Origin of the sequence: Vibrio sp. CyArs1 (assembly GCF_022432925.1) — a bacterium.
Classification (GTDB): domain Bacteria; phylum Pseudomonadota; class Gammaproteobacteria; order Enterobacterales; family Vibrionaceae; genus Vibrio; species Vibrio mediterranei.
On record NZ_JAKRBO010000012.1, the window covers coordinates 1 to 17,885 of the forward strand.

Genomic DNA, 17,885 nt, shown 5'->3' on the forward strand with positions numbered 1-17,885 from the left:
ACAAACTTGAAGCGCTGCGTTGGGAAAACGGCGAAACAAGTATAAAAACCCTGGGGGGGTTCCCGAGTGGCCAAAGGGATCAGACTGTAAATCTGACGGCACTGCCTTCGATGGTTCGAATCCGTCCCCCCCCACCATACAAACGAAAGCCGACTCACTGAGTCGGCTTTTTTGTTATTACCACTTTGTATTGCTGACATCACTACCTGCCAACCTATTTTCGAGTTTAGTTTAGACTCTAAATCTCACGCTGATATAAATATGCATCTGAGCGGATCTCATGAAGTACCGCAAAGTCTTTGATCTTTTCTATGCGCTTGAACTGATTATTCTCAAGCACTTTTTGTGAGGCCAAGTTCGACGTTAATGCGTGCGCTTTGAGGGTTTTCAGACCGGCAGTTTTTTTTGCGTAATCTAAGAGCAGTGACAACGCAAAACTAGCGACACCTTTTCCCGTATAGGCCTCGCCGATTCGATAACCCACCTCCGCATAACTCATGTCGGCTTCAGAGACATTGAGATTAATTCGACCGCAAATCTCTCCTTCGTTATTACGAATGAGCATTGGGTAGCAAAGTTTCGCTCTATGAAACAGTACCAGTTCACGAATATGTTCTTCCACACCTTGTTGACTGTAGAAGCCGTCATCCCTTGGAGGAATATGCTGCTCAAACCACGCTTTGTTCTGCCGTTCAAACAATAACAAAGCGTGACAATCTTCCAGCTCAACAAGCGATATGGATATGTCCATATAAGCTATCAACCCTTAATATTTTTGATTGCGCTTGCTAAATGCATAACCCTAATGCACATAACCAACGCAAAAATTCTGTTTAGAAGACTTCGTTAACATGGAAATAGAAGGTACCACCATGTTCACCATAACCGATATCAGCACGCACATTAACCTTGTCTTTGATCTTTAAGCGCAAACCCGTACCAGCACTCGCAAGTGTATTGTCCCAAAGTCCTGAAACGTCATCGGCAACGGTGCCAGCTGCACCCCAGAACACGACACCTACTCGCCAATACACTGGCAAGCGGTACTCGACTTGTCCCATCATCATCTGGTTGTCACGGTAGCGGCCAAGTATGTAACCACGCATAGCATCAGCACCACCAAGATCGGGCAGTTGATTCCATGGCACATCCCCGGAAGTTAAGTTCGCTTGTACTTGCCAAGCCAGTAATCCTGGCACAGGTGCCAGTGAATGGTACTGTGAAGCTTTCAGTGAATATTTACCAAAATCTGCGGAGTTGGTTGCATCATGGTAATAACCGATATCCGCTTGCAGTAGCGTTCCCTTAGAAGCATTGGTCACATTATCACGTGTGTCATAAACATTAGATAAAAACACACCATAGCTGGTGTTATCGGTTAGCTCATCAGCAAGGTAGTCCGCTGACTGATTATCAAATTCCTTTTCATGAGGGCGCACCGATTTGATGTTACCGCCGAGACCTAAGAAATAATCGCCTTTCACTCTAGTCAACCACGTTGGTTTGATATCAATGACTTGCTCTTTAAAGTTGACCTTATTATCGTCTTGTTGGCCGTTCTCGTAGCCGCGACCGTAGTAGACGGCGGCATCATCAAATACTTTTATGTCAGTGAAAATGCGGTCGTTACCCGAATTGTAGAAGTGCTTGTTACTGAACGTAATACCCATTGATCCGTTACTAGAAGCATATGGGTTGATAACCATAGACGAAGGTTGTCCCGCCCCCTCTGACAGTTCACCATAAAGGCCAACATACAAAAGACCAAGCCCTAAGCCTTGCTCTGGGGTATAGAACACGGCTGGAATATAGCTCGAGTTAAGTCCTTGCTGAGCGTCATACTCTTGCTCTGCACCAAATATACTCAACACATCATCCAGAGTGTCTGTTGTTGGATTAGGTGTCGCCTCAAATAAAGGCACCACTGATTCTTCAGCATGCAATGAAGTCGTGGTCGCCAAAGAAGCGCAAAGCACAAGTGCGAATCTAGAAAATGTCTGGTGCATGGATAATTTATATGTATCAGAAAAGAGAGGCCGAATTATAGAATAAAACAGCAGCAAAATTGTGAAATTATTTGCGCAAAATACAAAAAAACCGCAGTGGTCAGACTGCGGTTTTTGGCATAATTTTTAGGTAATTAACCTTGAATACCGACGATCAGCCATGGCGCGTTAGGTACAGTAAGATCGCGCTCTAAGTGCCAAATATCTTCGATATCCTCTTCGATGCTTTCTACCGCATCACGGTAACGACCCGAGAACTGCAAGCTCAGCTGTGCTTTGTTTGCATCGAAGTCTGCGCGAACAATTTCCGCATCTACGTACATAACGTCAGTATGCTGCTCGCCCTCTAGTTTTGCACGCTCAGCCATAAGATCTTGAAGTAGGCTTGGCGATACATACTCTTCAATGGTATGAAGTTCGTTATGGTTCCATGCACCTTGCAGGATTCGATAGTGTTCACGAGCACCATTTAGAAATGCCGCTTGATCGAAACCTGGTGGGTAGTTGTGCGGAACATCGCTATGACCAGCTGCACCAAAACCACCTGTCGCTGCGCCACCGTTTTGCGGCTGCTCGAAGTTTTGGAAGTTTGGTTGCTGCTCAAATTGGTTGCGCGTGTTGCCACCAAACGCGGGTTGCTGTCGCTGCTGATTCATGCTGCCTTGCTTGGCACCAAGCATCCCTCGCATAAACTTGAAGATTACGAATGCAATCAGGCCAAAGATTAGGATGTCCATGAAGTTGATGCCTTCAAAGGCACCACCAAAGAACGCCGCTAACAAACCACCAGCCAATAGACCGCCTAGAAGACCGCCCATCAAACCTTTTTTGCTGCTACCAGCTTTGTTTTGATCCTGTCTGCTGATGTTATTTGTGTTCTGTTGCTGTTGTTTCGGAGCTGGAGCTGTTTTAAAGCTCTTACCGAATGATTTACCGCCACCGAACTTCTTCGCTTCAGCTACCGGATTCACCGCTACTGCAAGAACAAGCAGAGCGACGAAAGAAAATAAACGTTTCATTCTAGACCTTTAGTTATATTGTTACGTTAAGCCGTAACCACTATACATGAACTACGACCCATCAAGCATAATATACTGAGCTTAGCATTAAAGGAAACACTCTGATGCCTCGACATGTTTCAGAATATTGCACGTATGTTACGAGCTAGATAGAACCGCATTCAAAACTATGCGCAAAGCCTGCAATACAAGGCTTCATTAGTTGACGCTTAATCATGACACCTCTAAAATAACGAACCGTGTTCAATTAACGATCCGCAACCATGGCCCGCAGAAACGATCATACCAGGGAAGAGCTTGTTGAGCTTACGCTCACGACGGTAAAAGACTACCTTAGCGAAAACTCTTATCACACGCTTAGCCTTCGGAAGATTGCCACTCTGATTGGTTATGTTCCCAGCACACTAGTGAATGTATTTGGCAGTTATAATCTGCTACTACTGCACGCTGTCGCTCGCACTCTAGATGAGCTATCACAGGAAGCAAAAGCGGTTGTGGATGAAGCTGATAATGTCGAAGAAGCCTTATATGCTCTCGCGAGCTGTTATCACGAGTTTGCCAAGAAATACCCGTATCGTTGGCAATTAATTTTCGAACACAACATGAACGGTGATACGCTCCCGGAATGGCAATCACAACGTATCGATGGGATGACAGGCATGCTGGAGAGCTTGCTTTCAGTCTATAAACCGGAAAAGTCTCACTCAGAAGTCCTTCGTGCCAGTCGCGTACTGTGGGCTGGAGTTCATGGCATCACACTGCTCAGTGTTGACGACAAATTCTTTGCTTCAGAGCCCGTCGATGGCGATGAGCTAATCAAAGATCTAATCTCAAAGTATTTACAAAGCTGGTAATCAAAAGGAAAGGTAATGCCACATACGAAATCTGCGTCTCTGTTATCTCAAAGGCGCTTTCTGCCCTACTTTGTGACTCAGTTCTTTGGCGCGTTTAACGACAATATTTTTAAAAACGTTTTATTGTTGTTTGTCGCATTTGCAGGACCACAGGTTCTGCCAATCTCTAGTAACCTGTTTATTAACTTAGCGGCCGGTCTATTCATTTTGCCGTTCTTTCTGTTTTCTGCCTCAGCAGGTGTACTTGCCGACAAATACGAAAAGTCATGGTTCATCAGAAAAGTAAAGCTGGCTGAGATCGCAATTATGTGTCTCGGCGCAATTGGCTTTATTACTGAAAGCTATGGCATTTTATTATTATTGCTGTTCTTAATGGGCACACAGTCTGCGTTTTTTGGTCCAGTAAAGTACGCTCTTCTGCCACAGCAACTGAAACCGAACGAACTTTTGTCCGGCAATGCATTGGTTGAAACTGGCACCTTCCTTGCCATCCTGTTGGGAACCTTAGGCGCCGGCATTATAGCTTCAGCAGAAAGCGCGAAATACGTCGCTGCTGGATGTGTAGTTTTGTTTGCCTTGGCTGGCTACATTTCAAGTCGCTCTATTCCAGAAGCGCCTGCGGCTGCACCGGAACTAAAATTTCGCTGGCAACCCGTAAAACAAACTAAAGAAACACTTAAAATTGCTCACCAAGACCGCGTAGTATTCCAATGTATCATGGCCATTAGTTGGTTCTGGTTCTTGGGCGCAGCTTACCTAACGCAGTTTCCGAATTTCACCAAAATACATTTGATGGGTAATGAAGCGGCCGTTTCATTCCTACTTGCACTTTTTTCTGTAGGCATCGCTCTCGGATCTATGTTGTGCGATAAGATGTCTAAGAATCGCATTGATGTCGGCATCGTGCCAATAGGCAGCATTGGCATTACCATTTTTGGCGCGCTTATGGCTTTTGCAGTTCCATCAGAGCTACCTCAGTTTACTTCATTCAGCGAGTTTATTTCCCACTCTAGCTTATGGCCTGTTTTTGGCTATTTATTGTTACTCGGCATGTCCGGTGGATTGTTTATCGTCCCTTTGTACGCGCTGATGCAACAACAGGCTAAAGAAACTGAACGTGCCCGAGTGATTGCTGCCCTCAATATCTATAACTCGCTATTTATGGTTGGAAGTGCAGTTTTAGGTATCGTAGGACTGTCATTGCTGGAACTCACTATTGTCGAACTGTTCCTTGTGCTAGCTCTGATGAACTTTATGATGGCGACTTACCTATTTTTGCAAGCTCCTATCTTCGTGGTTCGTTTCCTTATTTGGGTACTCACTACCATCATGTACCGTATCACCCATAAAAATCTGCATCACCTACCAGAAAAAGGTGGCGCCTTGATTGTCTGCAATCATGTGAGCTATATGGATGCGTTGGTGATGAGTGCGGCAAGCCCAAGACTCATACGTTTTGTCATGGAAGAAGACTACGCGAACTACAAACCCGTTCGTCGCTTTTTACGACGTGCTGGGGTCATACCTATCTCCTCTTCTCGCAAAGGTTCTATTCGAAGAGCGTTTAACGATATCGAACAAGCTTTAGCTGAAGGGGAGATTGTCTGCATTTTCCCTGAAGGACGTCTAACCTCAGATGGTGAGATGAATGAATTTATGCGTGGTATTGATATTGTCCTGCGCCGCTCTCCTGTGCCTGTCATCCCAATGGCGTTAAAGGGATTATGGGGCAGCTATTTTAGTCGACATAAAGGCCGCGCGTGTAAAGGGCTTCCAACTCGCTTTAGAGCTAAGCTGGAATTAGAAGCGGGAGCACCGGTAGCTCCTGAAGAAGCATCAAGTGCCGCGATGTTCGAAAAAGTTGCAACACTTCGTGGTGATTATCGCTGATCGCCATAAGCGATTTTGTTCGTTTATTTCGATGTTGTTCATATCAAAACAACGAACGTTTAGTTTTACTGAACGCTCGTTAAGAAATTTTAGGTTTTGTTGATCTAGCGAAATTCATACAATTCCTTTATGTGGCGAGAAAATTCTCGCCTTTTTATTAAAGGTACTCCATGCTCACCCAGTTACGCTCATACCCTCTGTTTTTTCTCGCAATTCTTGCTTGTCTCACCCCCTGGGTTTCCTCGCCAATTGCACTGATACTTGGCTTCTTTTTAACAACTTTTAGCCTAGTGCCAACCACGCTACCATTAGCAAAATTCACTAAAAAGTTGCTCGCCTACTCCATTGTCGGACTTGGTTTTGGGATCCATTTAGATCAAGCCATGCAAGCCACCAGCGATGGGATTGGAATCATCGTAGTGACTATAGTTGGCACGTTAGTCATCGGTTGGTTCTTGGCACGCCGCATGGGATTGGACAAACAAACGGGTTACCTTATTTCATCAGGTACTGCTATCTGTGGTGGTAGTGCTATTGTCGCTGTTGCACCGGCGATCAACGCAGATGATGAAAAGATCGGTATCGCTCTTGCAACTGTATTCGTACTAAATTCTGTCGCCTTATTCGTATTTCCCGTCATTGGTCACGCGCTAAGTCTCGATCAACATACTTTCGGTACGTGGGCAGCGATCGCCATCCATGACACGTCATCCGTGGTCGGTGCGGCTTCCGCTTATGGTGAGGAAGCACTCACGACAGCAACAACACTAAAGCTGGCCCGTGCGCTATGGATTATTCCTGTTGCCCTAGTAAGTGCAGCTATTTTTAGCAACAAGCAAAATAAAATCACTATCCCTTACTTCATTTTGTTTTACTGTATCGCAATCTTAGTAAGCGACTACTTACCTCAGTTCGAAGTGGTATATCAGGGAATTTTTGATGTCTCGAAAAAGCTGTTGGTCGTGTGTCTATTCTTGATTGGTTGCAGTATCTCAATTGAGAAGCTTAAACAGGCAGGGAGTAAGCCGATGGTGTTTGGCGTTACGATGTGGTTGTTGATTTCGGCGACTTCTCTAGCTTGGCTAACGCTCGTTTAGTCTCAGGGTCTGCTGTTTTTCCTTGTTTTACATTGAAGAACAACACTACAGTCAACAAAAACGCTGTCAGTTCCGCAAGCGCTCTTGTCAGTCCATCTGTTGAGAAGGCAAGCGCCAGTTGAAGGGCAATTGCGATAACCAGTAATTTGTTCATTCCATAGGCTCACTGTTTTTCCATGTCTCATATTATGGTGAGCCTATTAGGTAATGAAAATTCAGTTTTGGACTATGAAATAACTACATAATTGGATTGATGTTGCGATAGCCATTTTTTCACTTCAGCACGTGAGACTTTAATTCCCGATTGCGAAAGAGACTCAGGCAAGAAGAAATAGGCGATCGGCTGTTTGAATTTTGGTAACGAATCCGCAAGCTTTTGCCGCTGTTCAGAGACCGTTGGCAATGCAGTTGATTGCACTACTGCAACACATCGCGCCCCATATTCTTCATCTTCTACCGCCACTACAATGCTCTGAGTAATCGTTGGCTGTGCATTGAGAGCAGCTTCGACCTCCTCACAATGTACGTTTTCGCCACCCGAAATAAACAGATTGTCAGCACGACCAACAACTCTTAGCTCATTGCCATTGACCCACTCTCCGAGATCTCTGGTATCCAGCCATTTCCCTTCCAATGCCAGTGGCAGAATTTGACCTTGCCAATAGTAGCCTTTGGCTAAGGTCTCACCCGACACAAAAATACGATTGTTACTTAACTTTAGCTCTCGTCGCGGAAGAATATGCCCCGATGATGGCCACTCATCTACTGGTTTGGCGGTCACTGTCGAAGCGGTTTCCGTCATACCATAACCCATCCATGCATCGATATGTCGGGCTTTTGCTTGTTGGATTAGTGACAAAGGAATGTGGCTACCACCGAGTAGTACTCGCTCTAACTTAGTCTGCCATTGATTATCAATAATCCGTTTAAGCTGCGTAGACACCAGCGAGGCGTGACTTACGTCTGAGATGTCTTTGCAAAAGTCACCGCTAGCAATTTTGAGCGTTGCACCAGCTTGTAGCCAACGCCAAACAATACCTACCCCTGAGACATGGTACATAGGCAGGCTCAATAACCAGCAATCTCCGACAGTGAAACGAAAGCGCTCAAGTAAACCACTAGCAGAGGCTATATGTTGCTCTCTACCATGCACAACGGCTTTTGGACACCCTGTTGAACCAGATGTAAAGATAATGGAGGCGATATCAACATTTTCGGGGACCAACGACTGTCGCGATTCAGTCCCTCGAGAAAGGAAGTACAAACTTGGTAGCCACGTCGAGTCACTACAATCCCAAACCACAGCACGCTCACCGTCTAGATATAGAGAGGACAGTTTGGCTTCAAGTAATTCACGTGATTGCACGGCAATAATCGCAGGCACCGCACCATGAGCGAGGCAAGCGAGATAAGCGAAGACTAACGCTTCCTCAGCACGACCAATAAGGCAAACCACCTGACCCTGACTGATGGCCTTATTAATAAGCAACTGTCGATATTGATCGACTTGTTGTTTAACATCGACCCACGTCAGTTGGCGTTGAGGAGTAATTAAGGCAATGTCGTTGGGAGCAGACTGAGCCCAGTGCTCCCAAAAGTGTGATAAAACCACTGACTAGCTGTCCACGGATTCAGATTGCCAAACCAAAGTTTGGTCTGCTAGACGCTCGACAGGAAGCAAGCAACCTGGCCACGGTGTTTCGAGCTGAGCACCAAAAAGCTGCATGGTATCCAAACCTGGTGTTTCTGCTGGCACTTGCCAGTGAGCAAAGCGAGCTAACTGTCCAAGACCAATGCTACTCTCTAAGCTTGAGCTAATAACGACTCGAATAGCATGGCTTCTCGCTTCTTCGATCAAACGAATACATTTATCAAAGCTGCCGATTAAGGTTGGTTTGATGATTAACGCTTTGACACCTGTTAACTCTTTCACCGAAAAGTCAGGCTCTTTAATCGCGGCCTGTAGTGTTTCATCCCAAGCAATAGCAATCCCCGTATCTAAGGCAAACGACACGCTATCACCGGGTGTTTGGCAAGGCTCCTCAACAAACGCGATACGCTGTCTGAGCGATGGGGAAATGTGTTTGGCAAACTGCTTAGCTTTGTCCAAAGTCCATGCTTTATTAGCGTCAAGTCGCAGAGTAAGGTCTGGAATCGATTCGAGGAAAAGACTGACTAACATCCCGTCTCTTATCGTTTCGTACAGCCCTACTTTAAACTTGGCAACTTTAGTACCTTGCATGTTATTCAAGATAGGTATCAGTTCGTCCGGGTCACCACTACACAAAGGAGCCGCACGATAATTGCCGGTTTGAGGAAGCGTGTGAGCAAGCTCCATTAATGCGGCAGACAGGCCGAACGCGACAGAAGGCACGCATACTTCCAAGTCTATGTCTTTGCCATTGACCCATTGCTCTAATTGGCTTTGTGCTTCTATGCCGGCTTGCTCAAACGTTTCTTGGCTGAATCCAGGTAGAGGGGCTATCTCACCTAAGCCTGTCTGGCCGTCTTCAGACAGTTCTACAATCCAACCGTCTCGGTGAGTAAGTTTTTGTTCTCGAAGAATAACACCGCTGTCCATAGGCAGACAGTAGCGGTAGAGTTTTGCTTGTCTCATAGTAGAGTCCCACTTCATAGGAAGTATACGTCGTCAACTAAAAATGAGAGAGTCGACGACGTTGAATACACCGTTGTTAGGCCACATTTCACTACAAGAGTTCCCAAATTACTTGAGCAAACTATCGATAAAATGTATCTAAATATGGCCAAACAAAAATGACGCCAAGGCTGATAGTACCTTGGAGCCGATGGTTACGGGTTTCTTGGGAACTTATTGAAGTCTGGACGACGCTTCTCATTAAATGCATTCCGTCCTTCCTGACCTTCATCAGTCATGTAGAACATCATGGTCGCGTTGCCCGCTAGCTCTTGTAGGCCAGCTTGACCATCACAGTCAGCATTCAGGGCGGCTTTCAAGCATCGAAGTGCCATTGGGCTATGTTGAAGTACTTCACGACACCAACGAACAGTCTCTTTGTCCAAATCCTCTAGTGGTACAACCGTGTTCACTAAGCCCATATCCAGAGCTTCTTGTGCGTCGTAGAAGCGGCATAAGAACCAAATTTCACGAGCTTTTTTCTGGCCAACGATGCGAGCCATATAAGACGCGCCCCAACCTCCATCAAATGAACCAACTTTAGGACCCGTTTGACCGAACTGTGCATTTTCTGCTGCAATCGTTAGATCACACATCATGTGTAGAACATGACCGCCACCAACGGCCCAGCCAGCTACCGAAGCGATAACAGGTTTAGGGCAAGTACGAATTTGACGTTGGAAGTCCAACACATTGAGGTGATGTGTACCTGAATCATCTTGGTAACCGCCATAGTCGCCACGAACACTTTGGTCGCCACCAGAACAGAAGGCTTTTTCACCTAATCCAGTAAGAATAATGACTCCAACACCCTCGTCGTAACGAGCGTCAGCCAGTGCTTTAATCATTTCGCTGACTGTTTTTGGGGTAAATGCATTGTGAACTTGTGGGCGTGCAATCGTGATTCTCGCGATGCCATCTTCAGATTTATGATATTGAATTTCTTCAAAATCGCCCGTTACGTCCGCCCAATTAACCGGTGCGTAAAGTTCTTCTTCTGTTAGTCCAACTGTTTTAGCCATGATCTATTCCAATTTTTCTTTTGGGTTTAAACCCATTTGTTCTAGATAACTCAGCAACACCGAGGCAAAGGCCTTAGGTTGCTCTTTGTGTACATTATGCCCAGCTCCCACAATCACCTTAAAATCAAGGTTGCTATCTTGAGCTAACGCAGTAAATTTTGTGTCTCGTTCACCCACGATATACAGAGGTCGATTACCGTTACTAAATCGAAGCTGCTGGATTTTTGGCAGCAGGTTAGGCTGGTGAGCTAGTGAAGTCGTCATCAGCATATGACTTAGCTTGTCACCAAGGTTAACACTACGTTTAGCAATCAAATCTTGTCTTTGCTCATGATTTAATGAAGAAAACACTGGTTGTTGATACCAATCGCCCAAAACCTCTGCAATATCATCATTTTTGAAGCGATGCGCCCATGCTAAGTCATTTGCAAATCTATCCTGACGGGCATGTTCTGAGCACAGTCCAAAATTTCCACCTTCAATGACGACACCAGCCATAGTGAGTGGCAGCAGTTGATTATCTGCTCCCTCATACTCACAGAGAAAGTACATCGACAACCTAGCACCCAACGAGTACCCCACCAAAAAGATGGGCACTGTAGCACTGAGGTTTTGTGTTTCAATACATTTTAGTATGGTTGAATGGATCAATCTGCAAACATCACTAAAACTTGTGCTTTGGATCGACTGACTTTGACCATGTCCCGGTAAATCGATAAACAGCTTGTTGTAGTTTGGAAGGTATTCACTAACGGTGTGAAAGTCGTCACCCGCCCCTAAAAAGCCATGTAAGAAAACCAACAGAGGCTTATCTTCAGTATGAGCTTGGAGGGACGTTGTGAACTGACTATTAAGCATGAGTCTGATAAGTACTAATGTCTTGACTTAGTTGACGAATCAAACTTGCCACTTCGTCGGCAGCGGTAAGCACTTCAATCAATAGAGTGCCTTTCCCACTTAATAAATGATGTTGAATTTGTGTCTCTAAGTCTTCACGTGATTTAGGTGCGCTATATTGCAAACCAAACTGGGCCGCCGCATGTTCAAAGTTTAAGCCATGGGGCATTTGATAACAGCGTACTTTTTTGTCTTGCGGCACAGGCAACATATCAAATATCGCCCCCCCATCATTGTTAGTCACAACGATTACGCAAGGCGCTTGTGTGCGGCTAAAAAGTGACAGTGAATTCAAATCATAGAGCAGTGATGTATCACCCAAATAAAGCACCATCGACTTACCTTTATCGCGATGAACACCATTGGCAGAAGCGACCAAACCATCAATACCTGATGCGCCTCGATTACTATAAGTTTCGATGCCAAGCGGGTTAGTTAACATATCCGCTAACCTTACGATAAGGCTATTACCCATAAAAACACTAATGTCTAGCGGTAGTCGCTCAATGCTACTGGCAACATCAAATTCGGTCAGGTGTGAGCGAGTAGGCATTAATGTCGTTACGAGTTGGGCATAAGATTTTAATTCATCCCCCCACCCGATATTTCTGCTGTGCTCCACTGTTTCTATGGCTGACTCTAACCATAGAGGAATTGACACCTGACAATGTTTCAACGCAACGTGATCTGGGTTTAACCGCTCGCCAAATTCACTCAGCACTAGGTAATCACTGTCCAGAGATTGCTGCTTTAGCCAAGCATTCAGCCTTTTCGAAACCAGCCTTGCACCTACTTGGAGTACAGTATCGGCACTTGAAAGCATGTCTGCTGCTTGCGGATTCTGAAGCCAAATATCATAACGCTGCCAGTCACCTCCCAAACCCGATTGAGGGTCGAGCAGAATTGGCCAACCTAACTTCTGCGCCAGTAACTTTGCTTGCTTGGCAATCGCGAGAGTTACACTGCCTACGACAATGACACCTTTTCTGTCACCGAGTCTTAATGCACTATGCTCCGCCGTATAGTCAGTAACGCTAACCGTATGGTAGTCGACAAAGCAGGCCTTGCTATTTCGCCATTTCGCTATGGGTTGCAAATAGGCTGAGAACGAACGCTTATCGTCTCCACCATATAATGGTTCAGGGAACGGACAGTTGAAGTGAATACTACCGCCATTCACTTTTTGAACTGATAACGCATGGTCAACTGTAGATAATATCCACGTTGGCGAAATCTGGGTTGTCGGCGATGGCAGATTAACGGTCTCCGTCACATGTTGTGAGAAGATTCCAGACTGCACGATGGCTTGATTAGCACCACAGTCGACTAACTCAATGGGACGATCAGAGGTCAGTAAAACCAGCTTCTCTTTAGTCAACTTAGACTCAGCAACCGCAGGAAGTAAATTAGCGACTGCAGTGCCAGATGTAACAATAACCGCAACAGGTGATTGGCTTGACTTGGCAAGACCTAACGCCAAGAAACCTAAACCACGCTCGTCAAAGTGTGTGTGAACGGTCAACTCAGGGTGAGCAACAGCCTCAAGAGTAAGCGGGGTTGAGCGTGAACCCGGAGCAATGCATACGTGTCTTACCCCTTGGCGATAGAGTTCTTCTATCAGTATTTCCGTCCAAACCCTATTTAAAGCAGCTTGGTTGTGACTCATGACGCAACACCTAATGACGGTTGGTCAGAAATTAGACTTAATAACGTGGACATCTTTTTATCCAACTCTTGCCATTCATGTTCGGCGATGGAACCAGGCACGATCCCCGCACCCGCGAAGAGTTGTAGCTCATCTTTGACCAATAGCGCGCTTCTAATCGCGACACAAAACTCTGCTTTTTCATGGCTTAGATAGCCCACTGAACCAGCGTACCAACCACGCGCAAAAGGTTCGTTCTGCTGGATATACTGCATTGCTTCTGCTCTTGGAAGCCCCGCAACCGCAGCTGTTGGCTGCAACGCTTGTAGCAATTGCACACCATTAATACCCTTGTGCAAATGCGCCAAGATGTTTCTTTTTAGATGTTGAACTTTACGCAAGCGAACTAAGCGAAGTTCGCTTTCTAAATGCACTTGATCTGAATGTGGCGATAGGCTTTGCAGAATATCATCCACAACGTACTGATTCTCATTGATGTTCTTGTCATCTTGAGTCAACCAATTGGCAAGTTCCATATCTTGAGCGGCATTGCCACCTCGACCAATCGTACCCGCCAAGGCTTCTGTCTCTAACTCCTGCCCTACTCTTCGATAGAGGCGTTCAGGCGTTGAGCCTACAAATGCGTGACCAGGCGACAAAGCCATCAAAAAATGGAAGCTATGATGGTTTTGAGCATAACTTGCTTTGAGTAGCTGCGCAGGAGATATGGAGTGCTTGAGATCAACGCAGGTTTTACGAGCCAAGACCACTTTCTTGAATTTATCTTGTTGAATTCCTGCTAAAACATCATCAACCAAATCACACCACTGTGTTTTCTCTGGTGTATGACGCAATGAGACGATGTCACTCGCTAGTGGCGCGAGTTCCTTTGCATCGGCAACGAGTTGCTTCAAGGCCCTAATTGATACCTCTTTGCTCATTCCAATGTTAACCGCCAAACGCCATCCTTCATCGAAACGAATCAACTCAACTTGAGGTAGGAAAAAGAATGCCGACATACAACGACGGTTTTTGTCTGAATGGCCATCAAAAGAGCGACCACCCCATACTCGCTGGTTTTCACTGAGGATCGTATAAGCAGGAGCTGCTTCAGAAAAAGTATGAAGCTGACCGAGAGCAACCACTTCTTCACGGGTATCTCTCGACTGCCAATAGAACTTAGGATAATGAGGCTGAGCGTCCAACCAGTCGATGCCATGAGTCTTTGGTGAACCCTGCAATTCTTGCTCTAGTCGTTTGGTGCCTTGTGGCGCACGCTCTAGTTTTTCAACAAGCTGAGTGATGGCTTTTGTTAAATGAGACAAATCAACCTCAAAACTGTAACTTTTAATCTTATATACACGAGATACTCTATTTATACCAACTACATAGATCAAGCAACACGCGCTTTAATTGTTCGCAATGTTAAGTGGCTCATTGCCACTGAATTCATATCCAATCTTTAATTTTCACTTTAGGCAGATTTTTATTCTTTCAAAAGCCAATTTAGTGTAATTTAGTAAAGAAATAGCCGTTTTTTTAGGAATATAGCAATGAAAAATATCGAGATGTCGTCAAAACTCGATAATGTCTGCTACGACATTAGGGGACCTGTACTCAAACATGCTAAGCGCATGGAAGAAGAGGGACATAAAATACTGAAACTCAATATCGGTAATCCCGCCCCTTTTGGTTTTGATGCCCCTGATGAAATATTAGTCGATGTCATCAGGAATTTACCTACATCTCAAGGTTATTGTGATTCCAAAGGTATATACTCCGCGCGCAAAGCTGTGGTTCAACACTATCAGCGTAAAGGCATTCGTAGCTTAGACGTTGAAGATGTTTACATTGGCAATGGCGTTTCGGAGCTCATTGTAATGGCGATGCAAGCTCTGTTAAACAACGGAGATGAAATGTTAGTTCCCGCTCCTGACTATCCACTATGGACAGCGGCGGTTTCTTTATCCGGTGGTAGCCCAGTTCACTATCTCTGTGACGAACAAGCGGATTGGTATCCAGACCTAGATGATATCAAGAAGAAAATCACGCCTAAAACTCGTGGTATCGTGCTTATCAACCCAAACAACCCAACCGGTGCGGTGTACAGTCGTGACTTCCTACTCGAGGTGATTGAAATTGCACGCCAGCATAAACTTATCATCTTCGCAGATGAGATTTACGACAAAGTTCTGTATGACGGCGCGACTCATACCTCAGTTGCAACCCTAACCGAAGATGTACTCGTAGTGACCTTCAATGGTCTTTCTAAGTCTTATCGCGTTTGTGGCTTCCGTGGCGGTTGGATGTTTATGACGGGCCCTAAGGAGTATGCCACTGGGTACATTGCGGGTCTTGAAATGCTTGCCTCGATGCGCCTTTGCGCTAACGTTCCGATGCAACACGCGATTCAGACCGCCTTGGGTGGCTACCAAAGTATCAATGAACTGATCTTGCCGGGTGGTCGTCTATTAGAACAGCGAGATAAAGCCTACGAGCTTATTACTCAAATTCCAGGGATCTCTTGTGTGAAACCCAAGGGAGCTATGTACCTGTTCCCCAAGATCGACACCAAGATGTACAACATCAAAGACGATCAGCGCATGGTGCTCGATTTTTTGAAGCAAGAAAAGGTTCTCCTCGTGCAAGGCACTGGTTTCAACTGGCCTAAACCTGATCACTTCCGCATCGTTACTCTACCTCACGTAGAAGATCTAGAGATGGCGATTGGTCGATTTGAAAAATTCTTGGCAACATATAGCCAGTAACTCTTTCATAACACTGATATAAAGCCTATTCTTATTGAGCGCCGAATAAATAGTTCGGCGCTAGTATTAAGGGATTACGCTGTATGAAAGAAAGTCACTTTTTTGCTCACCTTGCTCGAATGAAACTGATCCAACGCTGGCCATTAATGCGTTCGGTTTCAACGGAAAACATCTCTGAACACAGTCTTCAAGTCGCCTTCGTTGCTCATGCTTTAGCCATCATAAAAAACAAGAAATTTGGCGGTAAAACCAACCCTGAAAGAATCGCGATTCTCGCGATGTATCACGATACCAGTGAAGTGCTAACTGGTGATCTTCCAACACCAGTTAAATATTACAACCCAGAAATCGCAAAGGAATACAAAAAGATAGAGTCTGCAGCTGAGCGAAAGCTGTTGTCTATGTTACCCGAAGAATTTCAAGATGATTTCCGACCTTTCTTAATTTCAGAATACGCTTACGAAGAAGACACCCAAATTGTCAAACAAGCCGATTCTATCTGCGCATATTTGAAATGTCTTGAGGAGCTGAGCGCTGGAAACCATGAGTTTGCTCTCGCCAAAAAACGTTTGGACCAAACACTGCTTGAAAAGCAAACCGAAGAGATGGACTATTTCCTAAACACCTTTGCACCAAGCTTTGAGCTTTCTCTTGATGAAATCAGTTAGCCAACTAGAGGAATTGAGATGCCGTTAGAATCCATGCAAATTTGGCAAGCCAGACATAGTGATGAGCACAAGCTCAGACGTAATGATCATCGCGACCCCTTCCAACGTGATAGAGCTAGGATTCTCCACTCTGCAGCGTTTAGGCGACTGCAAGCTAAAACGCAGGTGCACGGTACAGGTGTTAACGATTTTCACCGCACACGCCTAACACATTCGCTCGAAGCGGCTCAAATTGGCTCAGGCATCGCAGCTCAATTAAAACAAAAACAGCCAGAACTCGAACCATTATTGCCTTCTGATGCACTCATTGAAGCACTCTGCCTCGCTCATGATATCGGTCATCCACCCTATGGGCATGGCGGTGAAGTCGCACTCAACTACATGATGCGTGAATATGGTGGTTTTGAAGGTAACGCCCAGACGTTTCGTATCGTCACCCAACTCGAACCCTACACCGAGCATCACGGAATGAACCTCACCCGCCGCAGCCTATTAGGTTTGCTTAAATATCCCGCCCCTATTAGCCAAACTTGCGCCGACAAACAGCCCCACCCGGTGAGCAGCCAACGCCAGTTAAAAGCGAAGGACTGGGCGCCTGCAAAAGGGATCTACGATAAAGATAAGCCCCAGTTTGATTGGGTTATCGACCCACTATCTGACAGCGATAAATTATTGTTGCAAACCATGCGATTTGAGCAATTGACACCACTTCAACACAACAAGACGCAATTCAAATCTCTTGATTGCTCTATCATGGAGTTAGCTGACGATATTGCTTACGGTGTGCATGATTTAGAAGACGCAATTGTGCTTGAGTTGGTGGACAAAGATATGTGGCAAGCCAACGCCGCGGCGCAGCTTAAGACACAAACCAACACTTGGCTCTCAGAACATATTGACTCTATCACTGAACTGCTTTTTTCAGGCAAACACTACGAGCGAAAAGACGCCATTGGAGGCATTGTCAACGCTCTATTAACTAGCATTGAAGTCAAAAAGGTCCCCGAGGTAAATTTCGACGATCCTCTACTTCACTACAATGCCTACCTTGATGGTGATATGGAATATGTCTTGGCGATTCTGAAACGATTTGTCAGTGAGTTCGTGATTCAAGTACCAAGGGTACAAATCGTCGAGTACAAAGGCCAACAAATCATTATGGATCTTTTTGAAGCATTCAGCGCCGACCCTGAGCGCTTACTTCCTGAGTCAACACGCAACCTTTGGCGTAAAGCCAGTGGACAACAAGATAACGGAATGCGTGTGATAGCCGACTATATTTCCGCCATGACTGACGGCTATGCCCAAAAGATGCATCAACAACTGTTTGCGGCGCATTCGAATTACTAGTGATTAGAAAGGG

The 17,885-nt window shown here is 45.5% G+C and carries 16 protein-coding genes and 1 tRNA gene; 7 read left to right on the top strand and 10 right to left on the bottom strand.

Annotated elements, in window-relative coordinates; all coding sequences use genetic code 11:
* Nucleotides 1-52 precede the first annotated feature (52 nt).
* Nucleotides 53-137 (top strand) — tRNA-Tyr (locus MMA19_RS23280).
* Nucleotides 138-238: 101 nt separating this feature from the next.
* On the opposite strand, the gene MMA19_RS23285 is transcribed toward MMA19_RS23280, so the two are convergent.
* From MMA19_RS23285 to MMA19_RS23295, 3 genes are all read right to left on the bottom strand, one after another.
* A complete protein-coding gene (locus MMA19_RS23285; RefSeq protein ID WP_240207376.1) occupies nucleotides 239-751 on the bottom strand; it encodes a GNAT family N-acetyltransferase in 513 nt (170 codons plus the stop codon).
* Nucleotides 752-833: 82 nt separating this feature from the next.
* Nucleotides 834-2,006: a BamA/TamA family outer membrane protein gene (locus tag MMA19_RS23290; protein ID WP_240207378.1), complete on the bottom strand. Its 1,173-nt coding sequence runs from the start codon at nucleotides 2,004-2,006 to the stop codon at nucleotides 834-836.
* 134 nt (nucleotides 2,007-2,140) lie between these two features.
* A complete protein-coding gene (locus MMA19_RS23295; protein WP_062462786.1) occupies nucleotides 2,141-3,025 on the bottom strand; it encodes a TIM44-like domain-containing protein in 885 nt (294 codons plus the stop codon).
* Nucleotides 3,026-3,288: 263 nt separating this feature from the next.
* On the opposite strand from MMA19_RS23295, the gene MMA19_RS23300 reads away from it, so the two are divergent.
* The 3 genes from MMA19_RS23300 (at nucleotide 3,289) to MMA19_RS23310 (ending at nucleotide 6,866) form a co-directional block, all read left to right on the top strand.
* Nucleotides 3,289-3,879: a TetR-like C-terminal domain-containing protein gene (locus MMA19_RS23300; protein WP_006075270.1), complete on the top strand. Its 591-nt coding sequence runs from the start codon at nucleotides 3,289-3,291 to the stop codon at nucleotides 3,877-3,879.
* 15 nt (nucleotides 3,880-3,894) lie between these two features.
* Complete coding sequence (locus tag MMA19_RS23305; RefSeq protein ID WP_240207380.1) at nucleotides 3,895-5,769, top strand: MFS transporter; 1,875 nt, start codon at nucleotides 3,895-3,897, stop codon at nucleotides 5,767-5,769.
* 170 nt (nucleotides 5,770-5,939) lie between these two features.
* Complete coding sequence (locus MMA19_RS23310) at nucleotides 5,940-6,866, top strand: putative sulfate exporter family transporter (RefSeq protein WP_240207382.1); 927 nt, start codon at nucleotides 5,940-5,942, stop codon at nucleotides 6,864-6,866.
* Here MMA19_RS23310 and MMA19_RS23315 read toward each other — a convergent pair.
* The 7 genes from MMA19_RS23315 to MMA19_RS23345 form a co-directional block, all read right to left on the bottom strand.
* Nucleotides 6,811-7,020 (bottom strand): hypothetical protein, encoded by a 210-nt coding sequence (locus MMA19_RS23315; RefSeq protein WP_006075267.1) that lies wholly within the window; start codon nucleotides 7,018-7,020, stop codon nucleotides 6,811-6,813. The two genes, MMA19_RS23310 and MMA19_RS23315, sit on opposite strands and share 56 nt — an antisense overlap.
* A gap of 72 nt (nucleotides 7,021-7,092) precedes the next feature.
* The gene (gene menE, locus MMA19_RS23320; RefSeq protein ID WP_240207384.1) at nucleotides 7,093-8,478 is read right to left on the bottom strand and encodes an o-succinylbenzoate--CoA ligase; all 1,386 of its coding nucleotides are present in this window, start codon (nucleotides 8,476-8,478) and stop codon (nucleotides 7,093-7,095) included.
* A 3-nt stretch (nucleotides 8,479-8,481) separates the two neighbouring features.
* Nucleotides 8,482-9,483 carry an o-succinylbenzoate synthase gene (menC, locus tag MMA19_RS23325; protein ID WP_240207386.1) on the bottom strand — a complete coding sequence of 334 codons (1,002 nt, stop codon included), beginning with the start codon at nucleotides 9,481-9,483 and terminating at the stop codon, nucleotides 8,482-8,484.
* A 194-nt stretch (nucleotides 9,484-9,677) separates the two neighbouring features.
* On the bottom strand, nucleotides 9,678-10,544 hold the full coding sequence (gene menB / locus MMA19_RS23330) for a 1,4-dihydroxy-2-naphthoyl-CoA synthase (RefSeq protein ID WP_006075264.1): 867 nt from the start codon (nucleotides 10,542-10,544) through the stop codon (nucleotides 9,678-9,680).
* Between the two features lie 3 nt (nucleotides 10,545-10,547).
* Complete coding sequence (menH, locus tag MMA19_RS23335) at nucleotides 10,548-11,402, bottom strand: 2-succinyl-6-hydroxy-2,4-cyclohexadiene-1-carboxylate synthase (RefSeq protein WP_240207388.1); 855 nt, start codon at nucleotides 11,400-11,402, stop codon at nucleotides 10,548-10,550.
* Nucleotides 11,395-13,107 (bottom strand): 2-succinyl-5-enolpyruvyl-6-hydroxy-3-cyclohexene-1-carboxylic-acid synthase, encoded by a 1,713-nt coding sequence (menD, locus tag MMA19_RS23340; RefSeq protein ID WP_240207389.1) that lies wholly within the window; start codon nucleotides 13,105-13,107, stop codon nucleotides 11,395-11,397. Before menD ends, menH begins: the two co-directional genes overlap by 8 nt.
* Nucleotides 13,104-14,411: an isochorismate synthase MenF gene (locus MMA19_RS23345; protein WP_038230150.1), complete on the bottom strand. Its 1,308-nt coding sequence runs from the start codon at nucleotides 14,409-14,411 to the stop codon at nucleotides 13,104-13,106. Before MMA19_RS23345 ends, menD begins: the two co-directional genes overlap by 4 nt.
* A gap of 228 nt (nucleotides 14,412-14,639) precedes the next feature.
* On the opposite strand from MMA19_RS23345, the gene MMA19_RS23350 reads away from it, so the two are divergent.
* The 3 genes from MMA19_RS23350 to MMA19_RS23360 all read left to right on the top strand — a co-directional run bounded on the left by MMA19_RS23350 (nucleotide 14,640) and on the right by MMA19_RS23360 (nucleotide 17,872).
* Nucleotides 14,640-15,854 (top strand): pyridoxal phosphate-dependent aminotransferase, encoded by a 1,215-nt coding sequence (locus tag MMA19_RS23350; protein ID WP_240207391.1) that lies wholly within the window; start codon nucleotides 14,640-14,642, stop codon nucleotides 15,852-15,854.
* 83 nt (nucleotides 15,855-15,937) lie between these two features.
* Nucleotides 15,938-16,522: a 5'-deoxynucleotidase gene (yfbR, locus tag MMA19_RS23355; RefSeq protein WP_006075259.1), complete on the top strand. Its 585-nt coding sequence runs from the start codon at nucleotides 15,938-15,940 to the stop codon at nucleotides 16,520-16,522.
* Nucleotides 16,523-16,540: 18 nt separating this feature from the next.
* Nucleotides 16,541-17,872, top strand: a complete 1,332-nt coding sequence (locus MMA19_RS23360) for an anti-phage deoxyguanosine triphosphatase (RefSeq protein ID WP_240207393.1) — start codon at nucleotides 16,541-16,543, stop codon at nucleotides 17,870-17,872.
* The last annotated feature ends 13 nt before the right edge of the window (nucleotides 17,873-17,885 follow it).